Source organism: Burkholderia contaminans (genome assembly GCF_029633825.1).
GTDB classification, from domain to species: domain Bacteria; phylum Pseudomonadota; class Gammaproteobacteria; order Burkholderiales; family Burkholderiaceae; genus Burkholderia; species Burkholderia contaminans.
The window spans coordinates 2,029,828-2,047,029 of sequence record NZ_CP090640.1 but is presented as its reverse complement, the minus strand read 5'-3'; the positions used below and the strand labels follow the sequence as shown (position 1 = coordinate 2,047,029).

The window sequence follows — 17,202 nt, the reverse complement described above, 5'->3', positions numbered from 1 at the left end:
CGGCCGAGCGCGGTTCGTCGTCATTTTTCGACGATCGCCACGCGTATGCCGTTTGTAAGAATCGTAATTGTACCGGGTTCGTAGTTCACCCCGGCAAATTGCAGTTGTTCGGGCTTGAACGTATAGATCGGATAGTTGGTCAGCAACTGCGTCGCGAGCAGGCCGGCGGCCGCGCCGACCTGCTGCGCGTACATCTGCGCGTCGCCGTCGAGCGCGAGGCTGTCGACGGCCGGCGACCTCAGCACGACCGAGCGGCTCGGCGCGTCGTAAGCCAGCTGGCCCGACACGGTGAACTTGCCGCTGACGGGCGCGCGCAGGAACGGGCTCACGAAGTGCGCGTCGAGCTGCACGGCCACGCGGTTCTGGTCGGGCAGCAGGTTGACGGCCGGGTTCGCGAGCGACACGTCGACGACCTGCGCGACCGTCTTCTGGTACGGGAACTTGCGCGCGACGGCTTTCTGCACGTCACCGCGCGAGAACGTGTAGTGATCGGGGATGAACGGAAACGTCGACGCACACGCGGCAAGCGAGAGCGTCACGCCGATGGCGCCGACGGTTGCGGCGAGAAAACAGCGCCGGCCGGGCGCGCAAGGTGCGGTCATGCTGAACACTCTCCTGGTTGCGACGGCCGCGTCGCGGCCTCGAGACGCGTGAGCCACGCGAGTGCGTCGCCGCGCGACGCGCCGCACATGTCCGCGGCCGGCTGCAGCCCGGAACAGCACGCGGGCCGCTCGGGGCGGCCGAAGATCCGGCAGCGCAGATCGTCGCCGAGCTGCACGCAGCGCACGCCGGCGGGCTTGCCGTCGGGCATGCCGGGAATCGGGCTGGAAATCGACGGCGCGATGCAGCACGCACCGCAGCCCTCGCGGCACGCATGCGGCGGCGGGACGGCTGACGCCGGGCGGACAGGCAATTCGACGGACACTCGGCTCTCTCGAACGAACAACAAAAGACGGTGCGGCAACCGGACGCGGTGCCGGCAGCCCCACCCCGCATTGTGCCATCGCCGGCTGCGACGTTATTACACAATGCAGCCGAATCGCGCGTTTATATACTCGAAAGCATCTAAAAAGCGCGAGATCATCATGCGTTCCGGTTCTGCCGACACATTGTTCCGTCCCGATTTGCTCGCGAAATACGGCGCGAACGGGCCGCGCTATACGTCGTATCCCACCGCGCTGCAGTTCCGCGACGATTTCGACCCGACCGACTATGTCCGTGCGGCAAGCGACCCCGGCGCATCGTCGAGCGAGCTGTCGCTGTACTTCCACATTCCGTTCTGCAACACCGCGTGCTTCTACTGCGGCTGCAACAAGATCGCGACCAACAACCACCGCCGCGCGCGCCCGTATCTCGACCAGCTCAAGCTCGAGATGGCGCTGCAGGCCGCGCTGTTCGATCCCGCGCGCCCGGTCACGCAGCTGCACTGGGGCGGCGGCACGCCCACCTTCCTGTCCGACGATGAAACGGCCGAGCTGATGGCGGCCACGCGCGAGCACTTCATGCTCGCGCCGGATGCCGACGCCGAGTTCTCGATCGAGATCGACCCGCGCACGGTCACGCCCGCGACGCTCGTCCACCTGCGCAATATCGGCTTCAACCGGCTGAGCCTCGGCGTGCAGGATTTCGATCCGGTCGTGCAGCAGGCGATCAACCGCATCCAGCCGCTGGCGATGACGGCCGACCTGCTCTCCGCCGCGCGCACAACGGGCTTCCACTCGGTGAGCGTCGACCTGATCTACGGGCTGCCGCACCAGACCGTCTCCGTGTTCGCGCGCACGCTGGAAACGATCATCGAACTCGCCCCCGACCGGCTGTCGGTGTTCGGCTACGCGCACATGCCGCACCTGTTCAAGATGCAGCGGCAGATCGACGGCGCGACGCTGCCGCCGCCGGAAACGCGCATCGCACTGCTCGGCCTCGCGATCGACATGCTGACGTCGGCCAGCTACGTGTACATCGGGATGGACCACTTCGCGCGGCCGTCCGACGAACTCGTGCGGGCGCAGCGCAACGGCACGCTGCAGCGCAATTTCCAGGGCTACAGCACGCGCGCGGATACCGATCTCGTCGGGTTCGGCGTGTCGTCGATCGGCAAGGTCGGCGACGTCTACGCACAGAACGCGAAGGACCTGCCCGCCTACGGCGCCGCGCTCGACGCGGGCCGGCTGCCGATCGCGCGCGGCGTGCGGCTCACGCCCGACGACCGGCTGCGCCGCGACGTGATCACGCAACTGATGTGCAACCTCGACCTGCCGTTCTCGCACGTCGAGGCCGCGCACGGCATCCGCTTCGCCGATCATTTCGCGCGCGAACTCGACGCGCTGCGCCCGTTCGAGCGCGACGGGCTGCTGACGATCGCGGCCGACCGCCTGACGATCCATCCGGCCGGCCGGATGGTCGTGCGCAACATCGCGATGGCATTCGACGCGTATCTCGGCCAGACGCCGCAGCAGCGCTACTCGCGCACGGTCTGAGCCCGACGTGCCCGGCCGGCCGCACGCGGGCGGCCGGTTTGATACAGTGTGGGGCTTACGCTCCGCCAGAATCCGCACGATGCGCACCACCAAAGCGACCCACGCGGTCGAACGCCTGAAGACCCGCTCCGGCAACCCGCAATTCGCGGCCGTCGCGATGGCGGGCGGCCTGTTCTATCTCGTCGACCGCTCCGGCGGCACCGCCGAGAAGCGCTGCGAGCCGCTACCGCTCGACGAGTTCGTCAAGTTCGTCGACGAATTTGGCCCCAAAAAGCCGCGCAAGGCGAGCAAGCTCGATCTCGCGTTCGAGGCGCAGATCAAGAAGAGCAAGGGGTAAAGGTCTGTTGCAGGCCGCCTGAAGGCTTCGCGGCCGCCCCGTTTGGTACAATCACGAAGTTTCTCTATCCCCGCTGATGGCCGACCAGGCTGCGTGACCACACCATGAATATCGAAAACGCGCGTTTCAACATGATCGAACAACAGATCCGGCCGTGGGACGTGCTGGATCTCGACGTCCTGGGACTGCTGTCGATCGTCAAGCGTGAAAACTACGTTCAGGCCGAATACCGCGATCTCGCGTTCGCCGACCTCGAACTGCCGCTGCCGGGTGGCGGCAAGATGCTGTTCCCGCGCGTCGAAGCGCGCGTGCTGCAGGAGTTGACGGTCAAGAAGCACGAGAACGTGCTCGTGATCGGCGCCGGCTCGGGCTACCTGGCCGCGCTGTTCGCGCACCGCGCGCAGCACGTGACGGCCGTCGAGATCGACCCGACCAACGCGAAGTTCGCGGAAGACAACCTGCGCAACGACGGCGTGACCAACGCGGAAGTCGTGCTCGGCGACGGTTCGCGCGGCTGGGCCGGCAAGGCGCCGTATGACGTGATCTGCGTCGCGGGCGGCCTGCCCGTCGTGCCGCAGGAAATGCTCGAACAGCTGAAGGTCGGTGGCCGCCTCGCGGCATTCGTCGGCGGCCGTCCGGTGATGAAGGCGCAGATCATCACGCGCATCGACGACAAGCAGTACCGCGTCGCCGACGTGTTCGAAACGTACATCGACCACCTCGTCAACGCGATCGAGCCGTCGCGCTTCAAGTTCTGAGCGGCGGAGCCCCCATGCAGATCCTGACGGCCGCGATGCTCGCGGAATGGCTCGGCGACAAGGCGCGCCCCGCGCCGGTCGTGCTCGACGTGCGCGAACCGTGGGAAATCGCGACCGCGCACATCGCCGGCAGCGTGTCGATCCCGATGCAGCAGATTCCCGCGCGCAGCGAAGAGCTCGACGACGAAGCGGAAATCGTCTGCGTGTGCCATCACGGGATGCGCAGCGCGCAGGTCGCGATGTTCCTCGAATCGCGCGGCTTCACGAAGCTGTACAACCTGCAAGGCGGGATCGACGCGTGGTCGCGCGACGTCGATCCGTCCGTGCCGCGTTACTGATCCTGCCCGCGGCGCATCACGCGCCGCCTCGCCGACCGGCACCCTGCCGCCGGCCGCACCGATCCCCCGAACGGGCACGCATCGCGTGCCCGTTTCTCTTTTCCACTCCGGTTCATCACTTCGACGGCACTGCGCTGCGCCCGCGCCCTGCCCGCGTGATGCGAAGTCGTGGTGCACGACGGTTCCAGCCCGACGCGCAGGCTCAGGCACCGGAACGGGGAACCGCGACCGTGCACCATTTACGCCCGCGAACCTGCACCGCGACGGACCGCGCATGCTGCACGACGCATCATCCGCACCGTCACGACGCCCCGCACCGCCCCGCGCAGGCACGCCGGACGTGCATCCGCACGACTGGCACATGCCTTGCGTTACTCGTTGGCCGACGCCTTCAAGGCGCACGCATATCCAACACGTCAAGGGGAACCCGATGAAACGTCGCAGTCTGTTGAAGTTCGGTTCGATGGCCGGCGCGCTCGCGCTCGCGGGCAAGAGCCCGTTCGCCCACGCGGCCGATGCGGGCACCGGCCCGATCAAGGTCGGCATCCTGCACTCGCTGTCGGGCACGATGGCGATCTCGGAGACGTCGCTGAAGGATACCGCGCTGATGACGATCGCCGACATCAACAAGAGCGGCGGTGTGATGGGCCGCAAGCTCGAGCCCGTGGTGGTCGATCCCGCGTCGAACTGGCCGCTGTTCGCGGAGAAGGCGCGCCAGTTGCTCACGCAGGACAAGGTCGCGTGCGTGTTCGGCTGCTGGACGTCGGTGTCGCGCAAATCGGTGCTGCCGGTGTTCGAGGAACTGAACGGGCTGCTCTACTACCCGGTGCAGTACGAAGGCGAGGAAATGTCGCGCAACGTGTTCTACACGGGTGCGGCGCCCAACCAGCAGGCGATCCCGGCCGTCGAGTACCTGATGAGCGCGGAAGGCGGCGGCGCGAAGCGCTTCTTCCTGCTCGGCACCGACTACGTGTATCCGCGCACGACCAACAAGATCCTGCGCGCGTTCCTGAAATCGAAGGGCGTGAAGGACGCGGATATTCAGGAGGTCTACACGCCGTTCGGCCATAGCGACTATCAGACCATCGTCGCGAACATCAAGAACTTCTCGCAAGGCGGCAAGACGACCGTGATCTCGACGATCAACGGCGACTCGAACGTGCCGTTCTACAAGGAGCTCGGCAACCAGGGGATCAAGGCGACCGACGTGCCGGTCGTCGCGTTCTCGGTCGGCGAGGAAGAACTGCGCGGGATCGACACGAAGCCGCTCGTCGGCCACCTCGCCGCGTGGAATTACTTCATGTCGGTGAAGAACCCGACCAACACGAAGTTCAAGGACCAGTTCGCCGCGTGGGTGAAGGCGAACAACCTGCCGGGCGGCGCGAAGCGCGTGACCAACGACCCGATGGAAGCGACCTACGTCGGCATCCACATGTGGAAGCAGGCCGTCGAGAAGGCGAAGAGCACCGACGTCGACAAGGTGCGCGTTGCGATGATCGGCCAGACCGTCGCCGCGCCGTCGGGCTTCACGCTCGCGATGGACGGCAACCATCACCTGCACAAGCCGGTGATGATCGGCGAAATTCGCGGCGACGGGCAGTTCAACGTGGTGTGGAAGACCAAGACCGCGGTGCGCGCGCAACCGTGGAGCCCGTTCATCGCCGGCAACCAGGGCAAGCCGGACATCGTCACGTCGATCCCGGCCTTCCTGCGCCGGCAGCGCGCGGCGCTCGCCTGATGCAGGGCGGTACGTCGCGTGTCACGCGCGACGTACCGCTCGCACGCCGATGCCGAACCCGCTGCGCGGGCCGCGCTCGCCGTGATGAACCGCCCGCGCATCGCCGCACGCATCCGCTTCCCCACGCCCGACAGGAATTCCCGATGCCTACACGCTTTCGCCGAGCCGCCGTCGCGATCGTCGCGTGCGCCGCCCTCGCGGGCGGGCTGCCGCGCGCCGCGTTCGCGCTGACGGCTACCGATACCGCGGCGCTCGCCGGCGACGACTTCGACGCGAAGACGGCCGCGATCGAACGGCTCGCCGCCGACTCCGATCCGCGCGCCGTCGCGGTGCTCAACGCACTGTCGACCGGCGACGCGCTCGCGACCGGCGACGGCCGCCTGCTGATCCAGACCGGCGACACCGCGCACGATGCGCTCACGCAGGCCGCGACGCCGGCCGGCGACGCGCAGCCGGTGATGCTGAACAACCTGCTGCGCACGAAGATCACGGGCGCGCTGTCGGGGCTCGCGCTCGCATCGCCCGACATCGCCGCACGCCGCGACGCGATCGACGCGTTGCTGAAATCGCCCGACCCGGCGCTCAAGCCGATGATCGACCGCGCGCGTGCAAAGGAAACCGACCCCGCGCTGAAGCGCCGCCTCGACGCACTATGGGCGATCGCCGCGCTGCACGATGCCGATCCGGCGAAGCGTCTCGAAGCCGTGCAGGTGGTGGCCGCGCGGCACGACCTCGACATGATCGAGCAGTTGCGCCCGCTCGTCGCGAAGAACGCCGACGGCAGCTATGCGGAGCCCGACGCGCGCGTACGTGACGCCGCGCAGCAAGGTCTCGACGCACTGCATTCGCTGCAGCGCCGCGGCGAAATTGTCGGCACGCTGTTCGCCGGACTGTCGCTCGGCAGCGTGCTGCTGCTCGCCGCGCTCGGCCTCGCGATCACGTACGGGCTGATCGGCGTGATCAACATGGCGCACGGCGAATTCCTGATGATCGGTGCGTACGCAACCTATGTCGTGCAGACGCTGATCCAGCGCTATGCGCCCGGTGCGTTCGACTGGTATCCGCTCGTCGCGGTGCCGGTGTCGTTCGTGACGGCCGCGCTCGTCGGCATCGTGCTCGAGCGGCTCGTGCTGCGGCACCTGTACGGCCGCCCGCTCGAAACGCTGCTCGCAACCTTCGGCGTGAGCCTGATCCTGATCCAGGCGACGCGGATGCTGTTCGGCGCGCAGAACGTGCAGGTCGTGAACCCGTCGTGGATGAGCGGCGGCGTGACCGTGATGCAGAACCTGATCCTGCCGTACAACCGGCTCGCGATCCTCGCCTTCGCTCTCGCAGTCGTATTCGTCGCATGGGCCGTGCTGACGAAGACGCAGCTCGGCCTGTTCGTGCGCGCCGTCACGCAGAACCGCCGGATGGCCGCGTGCGTCGGCGTGAAGACCGCGCGCGTCGACGCGTATGCATTCGCGTTCGGCGCGGGCATCGCCGGCCTCGGCGGCTGCGCGCTGTCGCAGATCGGCAACGTGGGCCCCGACCTCGGCCAGAACTACATCATCGATTCGTTCATGGCGGTCGTGCTCGGCGGCGTCGGGCAAATCGCCGGCACCGTGCTCGGCGGCTTCGGGCTCGGCCTCGCGAGCAAGGCGATCGAGCCGTTCTGGGGCGCCGTGCTCGCGAAGATCGCGGTGCTGGTGATGATCGTGCTGTTCATCCAGAAACGTCCGCAGGGCATGTTTGCCCCGAAGGGCCGCAGTGCGGAGGCTTGACGTGACTTCAACCACCCACTCGTTGTCGAACCCCACCGTCGACTCGCCGAAGCCGGCCGCTGCCGCACGCGCGGCAGACGGTTTCGCGCTCGGCCTGCCGCCCCGCCCCGCGCTGCTGTCGCGGCGCGCGTGGCTCGCGCTGATCGCGCTGTGCATCGCAATCGGCATCGGCGTGCCGCTCGCCGCGCTCGTCGCGCCCGAGTCGAGCGCGTTCCATCTGTCCGCGTACGCGATGACGCTCACCGGCAAGCTGATGTGCTACGCGATCGCCGCGCTCGCGCTCGATCTCGTCTGGGGCTACTGCGGGATCCTGAGCCTCGGCCACGGGCTGTTCTTCGCGCTCGGCGGCTATGCGATCGGCATGTACCTGATGCGCGAGATCGGCCGCGACGGCAAGTACGGCAGCGACCTGCCCGACTTCATGGTGTTCCTCGACTGGCACCAGTTGCCGTGGTACTGGAGCGGCACGCAGCATCTCGCGTGGGCGCTCGCGCTCGTCGTGCTCGTACCGGCCGTGCTCGCATGGGTGTTCGGCTTCTTCACGTTCCGCTCGCGCGTGAAGGGCGTGTACCTGTCGATCATCACGCAGGCCATGACGTTCGCGGCGATGCTGCTGTTCTATCGCAACGAGACTGGCTTCGGCGGCAACAACGGCTTCACCGACTTCAAGCGCATCGCGGGCTTCGCGATCACGTCGCCCGGCACGCGCACGGTGCTGTTGCTGCTGACGTTCGCGACGCTCGTGCTCGCGTTCATCGCCGCGCGCGCGATCGTCACCAGCAAGCTCGGGCGCGTCGTCACCGCGGTGCGCGACGGCGAGACGCGGCTGATGTTCCTCGGCTACAGCCCGCTTGCGTACAAGCTGTTCGTATGGACCGTGTCGGCCGTGCTGTGCGGCATCGCGGGCGCGCTGTACGTGCCGCAGGTCGGCATCATCAATCCCGGCGAGATGTCGCCCGGCAACTCGATCGAGATGGCGATCTGGGTCGCGGTGGGCGGGCGAGGCACGCTGATCGGGCCGATCGTCGGCGCGTTCGCGGTGAACGGCGCGAAGAGCCTGTTTACCGCGTATTTCGCCGAATACTGGCTGTTCTTCCTCGGCCTGATCTTCGTGCTCGTGCCGCTGCTGCTGCCGCGCGGGATCATGGGCCTCGTCGAAACCGTGCTCGCGAAGGGGAAACGCGCATGAACGGAACGGCCCTCTACCAATTCACGCCGCCGCCCGAGGACGAAGGGCTGGCCGTCAGCGGCACCGCGTCGATGGGGCGCGTGGTGCCGCCCGGCATCGACACGTCGCACGGCACGATCCTCTACCTCGAGGATATCGAGGTGAGCTTCGACGGCTTCCGCGCGCTGAAGAAGCTGTCGCTCGCGATCGACGCGGGCGAGCTGCGCTGCGTGATCGGCCCGAACGGCGCAGGCAAGACGACGATGATGGACGTGATCACCGGCAAGACACGCCCCGACGCGGGCAAGGTGTTTCTCGGCCAGACGATCGACCTCGCGCGGATGAACGAGCCCGAGATCGCACGCGCGGGCATCGGCCGCAAGTTCCAGAAGCCGACCGTGTTCGAACAGCATCCGGTGTGGGAGAACCTCGAGCTTGCGATGCAGACCGACAAGGGCTGGCTCGCGTCGCTGCGCGCGCGGCTCGACCGCACCGCGCAGGCGAAGATCGAGGAGACGCTCGCGCTGATCGGCCTCGAAAGCCAGGCCTTTCGCGCGGCAGGCGAGCTGTCGCACGGGCAGAAGCAGCGGCTCGAGATCGGCATGCTGCTGATGCAGCGCCCCGCGCTGCTGCTGCTCGACGAGCCCGCGGCCGGCATGACCGACCACGAGACGATGGAACTCGCCGAGCTGCTGAACACGTTGCGCGGTACCTGTTCGATGATGGTCGTCGAGCACGACATGGAATTCGTCGCGGCGCTCGCGGGCGACACCGGCCGCGTGACGGTGATAGCCGAAGGCGCGGTGCTCGCGCAAGGCACGCTCGACCAGGTCAAGCGCGACGACGCGGTGATCGAGTCTTACCTTGGACGATGATGCGATGCTGAAGATCGATGCACTGAACCAGTACTACGGCGGCAGCCACATCCTGCGCAACGTGAGCCTCGCCGCCGACGACGGCAAGCTCACCGTGCTGCTCGGCCGCAACGGCGTCGGCAAGAGCACGCTGCTGCGCTGCCTGATGGGCGTCGTCGCCGCGAAGAGCGGCAGCGTGTCGTGGCGCGGAACGGCGCTCGGCGCGATGCCGCCGTATGCGCGCGTCGCGGCCGGGCTCGCCTACGTGCCGCAGGGCCGCGACATCTTTCCGCGGCTGACCGTCGAGGAGAACCTGCTCGTCGGCGCGGCGAGCCGCAAGGCGCCATCGAAGGTGCCCGATCGCATCTACGACCTGTTCCCGGTGCTGAAGGACATGCGCGCGCGGCGCGGCGGCGACCTGTCGGGCGGCCAGCAGCAGCAGCTCGCGATCGGCCGTGCGCTGATGAGCGAACCGCAGTTGCTGATCCTCGACGAGCCGACCGAAGGCATCCAGCCGTCGATCATCCAGGACATCGGCCGCACGCTTCGCCAGCTCGTCGACGAATCGAAGATGACCGTGCTGCTCGTCGAGCAGTATTACGACTTCGCCCGATCGATCGCCGACCGCTACTGGGTAATGAGCCGCGGCGAGATCGTCGCGGGCGGCGACGCGCACGAGATGGAAGCGAACGGCGTGCGCGAGCTGATCGCGGTGTAGCGGGACAGGTGGCTCGGGGCGGCGTCGCTTCCGGCCATCGATCCGGCGCCTCGTCGAACGGCACATGTCGGTCTCACGCCGGCAAAACGACACGGCGCGGGATCGGCGTTGCCACGCCCTGCAACGCGGGTATCGAAGCGTATATTGTTGCGGTAGCATCCTCGTTCACCGCGCCCGTCCCCTGTTTCCCGCCGATGTCCGCCCCAGATTCCCATGCCCCGCTGTCCCGCCCCGCCGTCGCCAAGTCGTGGCGCGGCCGCCTCGAACTCGGCTTCGAGCGGCACGGCGCGCGCACGACGCTCGCGCACCGGCTGCACGACGGCCCGCTGCGCGTGCAGCGGCCGCTGTACCCGGAAGGCGATGCGGTCTGCCACGCAGTGATCGTCCACCCGCCGGGCGGCGTCGCGGGCGGCGACCGGCTCGACATCGACATCGCGCTCGGCGACGGCACGCACGCGGTGCTGACGACGCCCGGCGCGACCAAGTGGTACAAGTCGAACGGGCTGGACGCGACACAGCGCATCGGCATCACGGTCGGCGAGCACGCGAAGCTCGACTGGCTGCCGCAGAACAACCTGTTCTTCGACTCGGCGCATGCTGCGCTCGATTTCACGGTCAAGCTCGGCGCGGGCGCCAGCGCGATCGGCTGGGACGCGTCGCAGCTCGGCCGACAGGCGGCAGGCGAAACCTGGTCGGCGGGCCGCATCGCGTCGACTTCGGCGCTCGTCGATGCCGACGGCCGGCCGCTGTGGACCGAACGCGCGCTGCTCGATGCGCACGACCCGCTGCGCGGCGCGCTGCAGGGTCTCGCCGGTTTCCCCGCGTACGGCACGCTGTGGGCCGCCGGCACCGCGTGCGACGCCGCGCTCGCCGAATCGCTCGCCGCGCGGATGCCGTTCGACGGCACGCTACGCGCGGGCGCGACCTGCGTGACGCCGGGCGTCGTGCTGGTTCGCGCGCTGTCGACGTCGATGGAAGCGCTGCTACGGCACTTCACCGAGTGCTGGCTGCAGCTGCGGCCGATCGTGCACGGCGTCGACGCACGGCCGCTGCGCCTCTGGCAAACCTGAGCGCGGCCGCGCCACGCACCGTTTCGGCGCAGTGTCGCGGCGGGCGCTGCACGTTGCCCATGCATCGCGCACCACGATTGCGCATCGCGCTGCGTTTCATGCACATGGCACGCGCCTTGCTCCTTACATAACCGATACACGACGCACGCAAAACAGCGCGGTGCTACGATGAACCGCGCGTTCGCCCCGTTGCGCGCGCACCGATAAAAATTACGTTTTCCTGAACGTCTGCCTTCATGAAACTGACTCCCCGCGAGAAGGACAAGCTGCTGATCTTCACGGCGGCGCTGCTGGCCGAGCGTCGCCGCGCACGCGGCCTGAAGCTCAACTATCCGGAGGCGGTCGCCTTCATCACCGCCGCGCTGATGGAAGCCGCGCGCGACGGCAAGACGGTCGCCGAAGTGATGCATTACGGCACGACGCTGCTCACGCGCGACGACGTGATGGACGGCGTGCCGGAGATGATTCCCGACATCCAGGTCGAGGCGACCTTCCCCGACGGCACGAAGCTCGTGACCGTCCATCACCCGATTCCGTGAGGCCCCGCATGATCCCCGGCGAAATCCTCACCGACGACGGCGAACACGAACTGAACGCGGGCCGCGCGACGCTGACGCTCGTCGTCGCGAACACCGGCGACCGCCCGGTGCAGGTCGGCTCGCACTACCACTTCTTCGAAGTCAACGACGCGCTGTCGTTCGATCGCGCGGCCGCACGCGGCTTTCGCCTGAACATCGCGGCCGGCACCGCGGTGCGCTTCGAGCCGGGCCAGACGCGCACCATCGAGCTGGTCGCGCTCGCGGGCGATCGGGCCGTCTATGGTTTTCAGGGCAAGGTGATGGGGCCGCTGTAAGCCGCGCCCCGCTCTTCAGGAACAGCACATGACACTACGCTTGAGCCGCCGCGCGTACGCGGAAATGTTCGGGCCGACGACGGGCGACCGCGTCCGGCTCGCCGATACCGAACTGCTGATCGAGATCGAACGCGACTACACGACCTACGGCGAGGAAGTGAAATTCGGCGGCGGGAAGGTGATCCGCGACGGGATGGGCCAGTCGCAGCGCGTGGCCGCCGACGTGCCCGACACGATCATCACGAACGCGGTGATCCTCGATCACTGGGGCATCGTGAAGGCCGACATCGCGATCAAGCACGGCCGCATCGCCGCGATCGGCAAGGCCGGCAACCCGGACATTCAACCGGGCGTGACGATCGCGATCGGCGCGGCGACCGAGGTGATCGCCGGCGAAGGACTGATCGTGACGGCCGGCGGCATCGACACGCACATCCACTTCATCAGCCCGCAGCAGATCGACGAGGCGCTCGCGTCGGGCGTCACGACGATGCTCGGCGGCGGCACGGGGCCGGCCACCGGCACCAACGCGACGACCTGCACGCCGGGCCCGTGGCACATGGAGCGGATGCTGCAGGCCGCCGACGGCTGGCCGATCAACCTCGGCTTCCTCGGCAAGGGCAATGCGAGCCTGCCGCAGCCGCTCGTCGAGCAGATCGCGGCCGGCGCGATCGGGCTGAAGCTGCACGAGGACTGGGGCACGACGCCCGCGGCGATCGACAACTGCCTGTCCGTCGCCGACGACACCGACACGCAGGTCGCGATCCACACCGATACGCTGAACGAAGGCGGCTTCGTCGAATCGACGGTCGCCGCGTTCAAGGGCCGCACGATCCACACGTACCACACCGAAGGCGCGGGCGGCGGCCATGCGCCGGACATCCTGAAGGTGTGCGGCGAGATGAACGTGCTGCCGTCGTCGACCAACCCGACGCGCCCGTACACGATCAACACGCTCGACGAGCACCTCGACATGCTGATGGTGTGCCATCACCTCGATCCGTCGATCGCCGAGGATCTCGCGTTCGCCGAATCGCGCATTCGCCGCGAGACGATCGCGGCCGAGGACATCCTGCACGATCTCGGCGCGCTGTCGATGCTGTCGTCCGACTCGCAGGCGATGGGCCGCGTCGGCGAAGTGATCATCCGCACCTGGCAGACCGCGCACAAGATGAAGGTGCAGCGCGGCGCACTGCCGGAAGACAGCACGCGCAACGACAACTTCCGCGCGAAGCGCTACGTCGCGAAGTACACGATCAACCCGGCGCTCACGCATGGCATCGCGCACGAAGTCGGCTCGATCGAGCCGGGCAAGTGGGCCGACCTCGTGCTGTGGGAACCCGCGTTCTTCGGGATCAAGCCGTCGATGATCCTGAAGGGCGGGATGATCGCGATGGCGCAGATGGGCGATCCGAACGCGTCGATCCCGACGCCGCAGCCGGTCCACTATCGCGAGATGTTCGCCACCCGCGGCGGTGCGCTCGCGCGCACGTCGCTGACCTTCGTGTCGCAGATGGCCGCCGATGCGGGCATCGCGGAACGCTACGGCCTCGCGAAGCGGATCGTGCCGGTGCGCAACTGCCGCAACGTGACGAAGGCCGACATGATCCACAACGCGTGGCGCCCGTCGATCAGCGTCGATCCGGAAACCTACGACGTGATCGCCGACGGCCAGTTGCTCACCTGCGAACCGGCCACGGTGCTGCCGATGGCGCAGCGCTATTTCCTGTTCTGATCCGATTGCCGGTTTTCGATTCATGCGCACCCTCGACAAACGCATTGCCCCGAACGTGAAACTCGCCGCGTCGCTCGTCGCGCGCGCACCGACGCTCACGCTCGCCTACGACGCCCGCTGCAAGAGCCGCCTCGCGGCGACGCTCGACACCGGCGAGGAGGTCGCGGTCCTGCTGCCGCGCGGCACGATCCTGCGCGACGGCGACGTGCTCGTCGCCGACGACGGCGCACTCGTGCGCATTGCCGCGGCGCCCGAGACCGTGCTGCGCGTGAGCGCGGCCGATCCGCTCACGCTGATGCGCGCCGCGTACCACCTCGGCAATCGTCACACGCCAGTCGAGATCGGCGACGGCTACCTGAAGCTCGAAGCCGACCCGGTGCTCGCGGACATGTTGCGCCGCCTCGGCACGCAGGTCGAGGAGACCCTCGCACCGTTCCAGCCGGAAGCCGGTGCGTACGGCGGCGGCCACAAGCACGGGCACGATGCGACGTTCGCCGAGGATTACGCACTTGCGCAGCAGGTGTTCGGCGAGCATCACGGCCACTCGCATTCGCACGATCACGACCACGACCACGACCACGACCATCAGCATGGCCCCGGTTGCGCGCACGGCCACGGCCATGACCACCACTGAACTCGTCGCGCTGCTGCACCTCGCGTCGCCGGCGCTGCCGATCGGCGCGTTCAGCTATTCGCAGGGGCTCGAAGCGGCGCTCGACGCGAACCTGATCCACGACGCGGATACCGCGCGCGACTGGATCGCGAGCGGCCTGACCGACGTGCTCGCGCACGGCGAGCTGCCGTTCCTCGCGCACCAGCTCGCGCGCTGGCACGCGCACGACGCGCCGGCACTCGCCGCCGAGAATGCGTGGTTCATCGCGAGCCGCGAATCGGCGGAACTGCGCCGCGAGACCGAACAGATGGGCTGGTCGCTCGCGCAGCTGTGCGCGTCGCTCGAATGGGGCGATGCCGAGCGCCGCGCGACGCTCGCGGCGATTGCGCCGATCGCGCTGCCCACCGCATTCGCATACGCGGCCGCCGCGCACGACGCGAGCGCCGATGCGGTGCTCGCCGCTTATGCATTCGGCTGGGTCGAGAACCAGACGTCCGCCGCGCTGAAGGCCGTGCCGCTCGGCCAGCTCGCCGGGCAACGCATCATCGTCGCGCTGCGCGGTGCGATCGACGCGGCCGTGCGCCGCGCGCTCGCGACCCCGCCCGACGCCGTCAACACGTTCGCGCCGCAGCTCGGCATCCTGTCCGCGCGGCACGAAAGCCAGTATTCGCGGTTGTTCCGCTCCTGAACCCGACGCTACCCGCCATGAACGCACCTGCTCCCTCCTCCGCCCGCCGCACGAAGAAACTGCCGCCGCTGCGCGTCGGCATCGGCGGCCCCGTCGGCTCCGGCAAGACCACGCTGCTCGAAATGCTGTGCAAGGCGATGCGCGACAAGTACGACCTCGTCGCGATCACCAACGACATCTATACGAAGGAAGACCAGCGCCTGCTGACGGTCGCGGGCGCGCTGCCCGAGGAACGCATCATGGGCGTCGAGACGGGCGGCTGCCCACACACGGCGATTCGCGAGGACGCGTCGATCAACCTCGAAGCCGTCGACCGGATGCTGTCGCGCTTTCCCGATGCCGACATCGTGTTCATCGAATCGGGCGGCGACAATCTCGCGGCGACCTTCAGCCCCGAGCTGTCGGACCTGACGATCTACGTGATCGACGTCGCGGGCGGCGAGAAGATTCCGCGCAAGGGCGGCCCCGGCATCACGAAGTCCGACCTGCTCGTGATCAACAAGACGGATCTCGCGCCGCTGGTCGGCGCGAACCTCGACGTGATGGCGTCCGACACGAAGAAGATGCGCGGCGAGCGGCCTTACGTGATGACGAACCTGAAGGCGCTCGAAGGCGTCGCGGACGTGATCGCGTTCATCGAGAAGAAGGGTTTGCTGACGGTCTGAGCGGCGCGGCGGCGCCATACGGTTGCCGCCACGCATGCTCCCGGCGGCATGGCGCCGCCTTTGCCTAGTCGTCGGAAGGGTCCTGCGCGTCCTGCAGTGCGCGCACGCCGCGTTCGGCGGGCGGCAGCAGTGCCGCGAGCACGTCCACCGTGCGCGCGGTCGCGCCGCGGTGGCGCGACGCGAATGCGGCGCCGGCCGCGCCCATTGCGATACGCCGCGCCTTGTCGGCGAACAGCGCATCGAGCACGTGCGCGAGATCGAGCGGATCCTCGACCTGCAGCGCAGCGCCGGTCGCGACCGCGTCGGCGGTCGCCTGCGTGAAGTTGAACACGTGCTTGCCGATCAGCACGGGCACGCCGACCGCGCAAGCCTCGATCAGGTTCTGGCCGCCGAGCGGCAACAGGCTGCCGCCGATGAACGCGATGTCGGCCGCCGCGTAATACGCGCCGAGCTCGCCCATCGAATCGCCGAGCAGCACCGTCACGTCATCCGGCAGCGGCTCGGCAGCCGGCCGGCCAGACGCGAGCGCGGCCTTGTCTGCCGCCCACACCGAGCGTCGCACGCACTTGAGCCCGCTGCGCTCAATGAGCGCCTCGACCTCGGCGAAACGCTGCGGATGACGCGGCACGAGCACCAGCAACGCGCCGGGCGTGCGCATGGCCGCAAAGGCCTGCAGCACCAGCGCCTCCTCGTTCTCGCGCGTGCTCGCAGCCACCCATACGGGCCGCGCGCCGATCGCGTCGCGCCACGCATGGCCGCGCGCCGCGAGTTCCGGCGGCGTCGTCATGTCGAACTTCAGGTTGCCGAGCACGGTCACGTTGCGCGCACCGAGCGACGTCAGCCGCTCCGCATCGGCCGGGCTCTGCGCGAGCACGCGCGAGAAGCCGCCGAACACGTCGTGCGTCGCCGCGCCGAACTTCGAGGCACGCCGGAACGAACGCGCGGACATGCGCGCATTGGTCAGCACCAGCGGCACGTCCGCACGGCGGCACTCGTCGATCAGCGTCGGCCACACTTCGGTTTCCATCACGAGGCCGAGCGTCGGCCGCCACGCGTGCAGGAAACGCCGCACCGCGCCGGGCATGTCGTACGGCAGGTAGCAGCGCAGCACGCGATCGCCGAAGATCTGTTCGCCGGTCGCACGGCCGCTCGGCGTCATGTGCGTGAGCAGGATGCGCGCATCGGGTCGGGCGTGCATCAGCGCGTCGATCAGCGGCTGCGCCGCGCGCGTCTCGCCGACCGATACCGCATGCACCCAGATCAGCGGTGCACGGTCGTCGCGCGAGCGGCCCGCCACGTGGCCGAAGCGTTCGCCGATGTGCTCGCGATAGCCGCGCTCCTTGCGCGAGCGCACATAGAGCCGGATGACGGCGATCGGTGCGACGAGCCACCACAGCGCGCGATAGATCACCCTCAGCATGCGGCGA

19 protein-coding genes are annotated in these 17,202 nt (G+C 68.3%); 16 read left to right on the top strand and 3 right to left on the bottom strand.

What is annotated here, in order from left to right; genetic code table 11:
* Window positions 1–20 precede the first annotated feature (20 nt).
* The gene (locus LXE91_RS09480; RefSeq protein WP_039367734.1) at window positions 21–602 is read right to left on the bottom strand and encodes a DUF1439 domain-containing protein; all 582 of its coding nucleotides are present in this window, start codon (window positions 600–602) and stop codon (window positions 21–23) included.
* A complete protein-coding gene (locus LXE91_RS09475) occupies window positions 599–925 on the bottom strand; it encodes a YkgJ family cysteine cluster protein (RefSeq protein ID WP_223821079.1) in 327 nt (108 codons plus the stop codon). Before LXE91_RS09475 ends, LXE91_RS09480 begins: the two co-directional genes overlap by 4 nt.
* A 160-nt stretch (window positions 926–1,085) precedes the next feature.
* Between LXE91_RS09475 and hemN the strand changes: the two genes are divergently transcribed.
* From hemN to ureG, 16 genes are all read left to right on the top strand, one after another.
* Window positions 1,086–2,477 carry an oxygen-independent coproporphyrinogen III oxidase gene (hemN, locus tag LXE91_RS09470; protein WP_039367738.1) on the top strand — a complete coding sequence of 464 codons (1,392 nt, stop codon included), beginning with the start codon at window positions 1,086–1,088 and terminating at the stop codon, window positions 2,475–2,477.
* A gap of 79 nt (window positions 2,478–2,556) precedes the next feature.
* The gene (locus LXE91_RS09465; protein WP_006488573.1) at window positions 2,557–2,814 is read left to right on the top strand and encodes a hypothetical protein; all 258 of its coding nucleotides are present in this window, start codon (window positions 2,557–2,559) and stop codon (window positions 2,812–2,814) included.
* 104 nt (window positions 2,815–2,918) lie between these two features.
* Entirely contained in the window at window positions 2,919–3,572 is a 654-nt protein-coding gene (locus LXE91_RS09460; RefSeq protein WP_039367744.1) for a protein-L-isoaspartate O-methyltransferase family protein, read from the top strand.
* A 14-nt stretch (window positions 3,573–3,586) separates the two neighbouring features.
* Window positions 3,587–3,910 carry a rhodanese-like domain-containing protein gene (locus LXE91_RS09455; RefSeq protein WP_011351193.1) on the top strand — a complete coding sequence of 108 codons (324 nt, stop codon included), beginning with the start codon at window positions 3,587–3,589 and terminating at the stop codon, window positions 3,908–3,910.
* A gap of 430 nt (window positions 3,911–4,340) precedes the next feature.
* Complete coding sequence (urtA, locus tag LXE91_RS09450; RefSeq protein ID WP_039367747.1) at window positions 4,341–5,648, top strand: urea ABC transporter substrate-binding protein; 1,308 nt, start codon at window positions 4,341–4,343, stop codon at window positions 5,646–5,648.
* A 143-nt stretch (window positions 5,649–5,791) separates the two neighbouring features.
* The gene (gene urtB, locus LXE91_RS09445) at window positions 5,792–7,411 is read left to right on the top strand and encodes an urea ABC transporter permease subunit UrtB (RefSeq protein WP_039367750.1); all 1,620 of its coding nucleotides are present in this window, start codon (window positions 5,792–5,794) and stop codon (window positions 7,409–7,411) included.
* Window position 7,412: 1 nt separating this feature from the next.
* Entirely contained in the window at window positions 7,413–8,600 is a 1,188-nt protein-coding gene (urtC, locus tag LXE91_RS09440) for an urea ABC transporter permease subunit UrtC (protein WP_039367752.1), read from the top strand.
* A complete protein-coding gene (gene urtD / locus LXE91_RS09435) occupies window positions 8,597–9,454 on the top strand; it encodes an urea ABC transporter ATP-binding protein UrtD (RefSeq protein WP_039367755.1) in 858 nt (285 codons plus the stop codon). The genes urtC and urtD overlap by 4 nt, the downstream gene beginning before the upstream one ends.
* Before the next feature lie 4 nt (window positions 9,455–9,458).
* Entirely contained in the window at window positions 9,459–10,151 is a 693-nt protein-coding gene (gene urtE, locus LXE91_RS09430) for an urea ABC transporter ATP-binding subunit UrtE (protein ID WP_039367779.1), read from the top strand.
* Between the two features lie 194 nt (window positions 10,152–10,345).
* Entirely contained in the window at window positions 10,346–11,221 is an 876-nt protein-coding gene (locus LXE91_RS09425) for an urease accessory protein UreD (protein WP_039367758.1), read from the top strand.
* Window positions 11,222–11,457: 236 nt separating this feature from the next.
* Entirely contained in the window at window positions 11,458–11,760 is a 303-nt protein-coding gene (gene ureA, locus LXE91_RS09420) for an urease subunit gamma (RefSeq protein ID WP_006406310.1), read from the top strand.
* An 8-nt stretch (window positions 11,761–11,768) separates the two neighbouring features.
* Window positions 11,769–12,074: an urease subunit beta gene (locus LXE91_RS09415; RefSeq protein WP_039367763.1), complete on the top strand. Its 306-nt coding sequence runs from the start codon at window positions 11,769–11,771 to the stop codon at window positions 12,072–12,074.
* A gap of 28 nt (window positions 12,075–12,102) precedes the next feature.
* Window positions 12,103–13,809 carry an urease subunit alpha gene (gene ureC / locus LXE91_RS09410; protein WP_039367766.1) on the top strand — a complete coding sequence of 569 codons (1,707 nt, stop codon included), beginning with the start codon at window positions 12,103–12,105 and terminating at the stop codon, window positions 13,807–13,809.
* A 22-nt stretch (window positions 13,810–13,831) separates the two neighbouring features.
* Window positions 13,832–14,443, top strand: coding sequence for an urease accessory protein UreE (ureE, locus tag LXE91_RS09405; RefSeq protein WP_039367769.1), 612 nt, complete (start codon window positions 13,832–13,834; stop codon window positions 14,441–14,443).
* Window positions 14,430–15,110 (top strand): urease accessory protein UreF, encoded by a 681-nt coding sequence (locus LXE91_RS09400; RefSeq protein ID WP_039367783.1) that lies wholly within the window; start codon window positions 14,430–14,432, stop codon window positions 15,108–15,110. Before ureE ends, LXE91_RS09400 begins: the two co-directional genes overlap by 14 nt.
* 17 nt (window positions 15,111–15,127) lie before the next feature.
* On the top strand, window positions 15,128–15,775 hold the full coding sequence (ureG, locus tag LXE91_RS09395; RefSeq protein ID WP_046196649.1) for an urease accessory protein UreG: 648 nt from the start codon (window positions 15,128–15,130) through the stop codon (window positions 15,773–15,775).
* A gap of 64 nt (window positions 15,776–15,839) precedes the next feature.
* On the opposite strand, the gene waaA is transcribed toward ureG, so the two are convergent.
* Complete coding sequence (waaA, locus tag LXE91_RS09390; RefSeq protein ID WP_039361057.1) at window positions 15,840–17,195, bottom strand: lipid IV(A) 3-deoxy-D-manno-octulosonic acid transferase; 1,356 nt, start codon at window positions 17,193–17,195, stop codon at window positions 15,840–15,842.
* Between the last annotated feature and the right edge of the window lie 7 nt (window positions 17,196–17,202).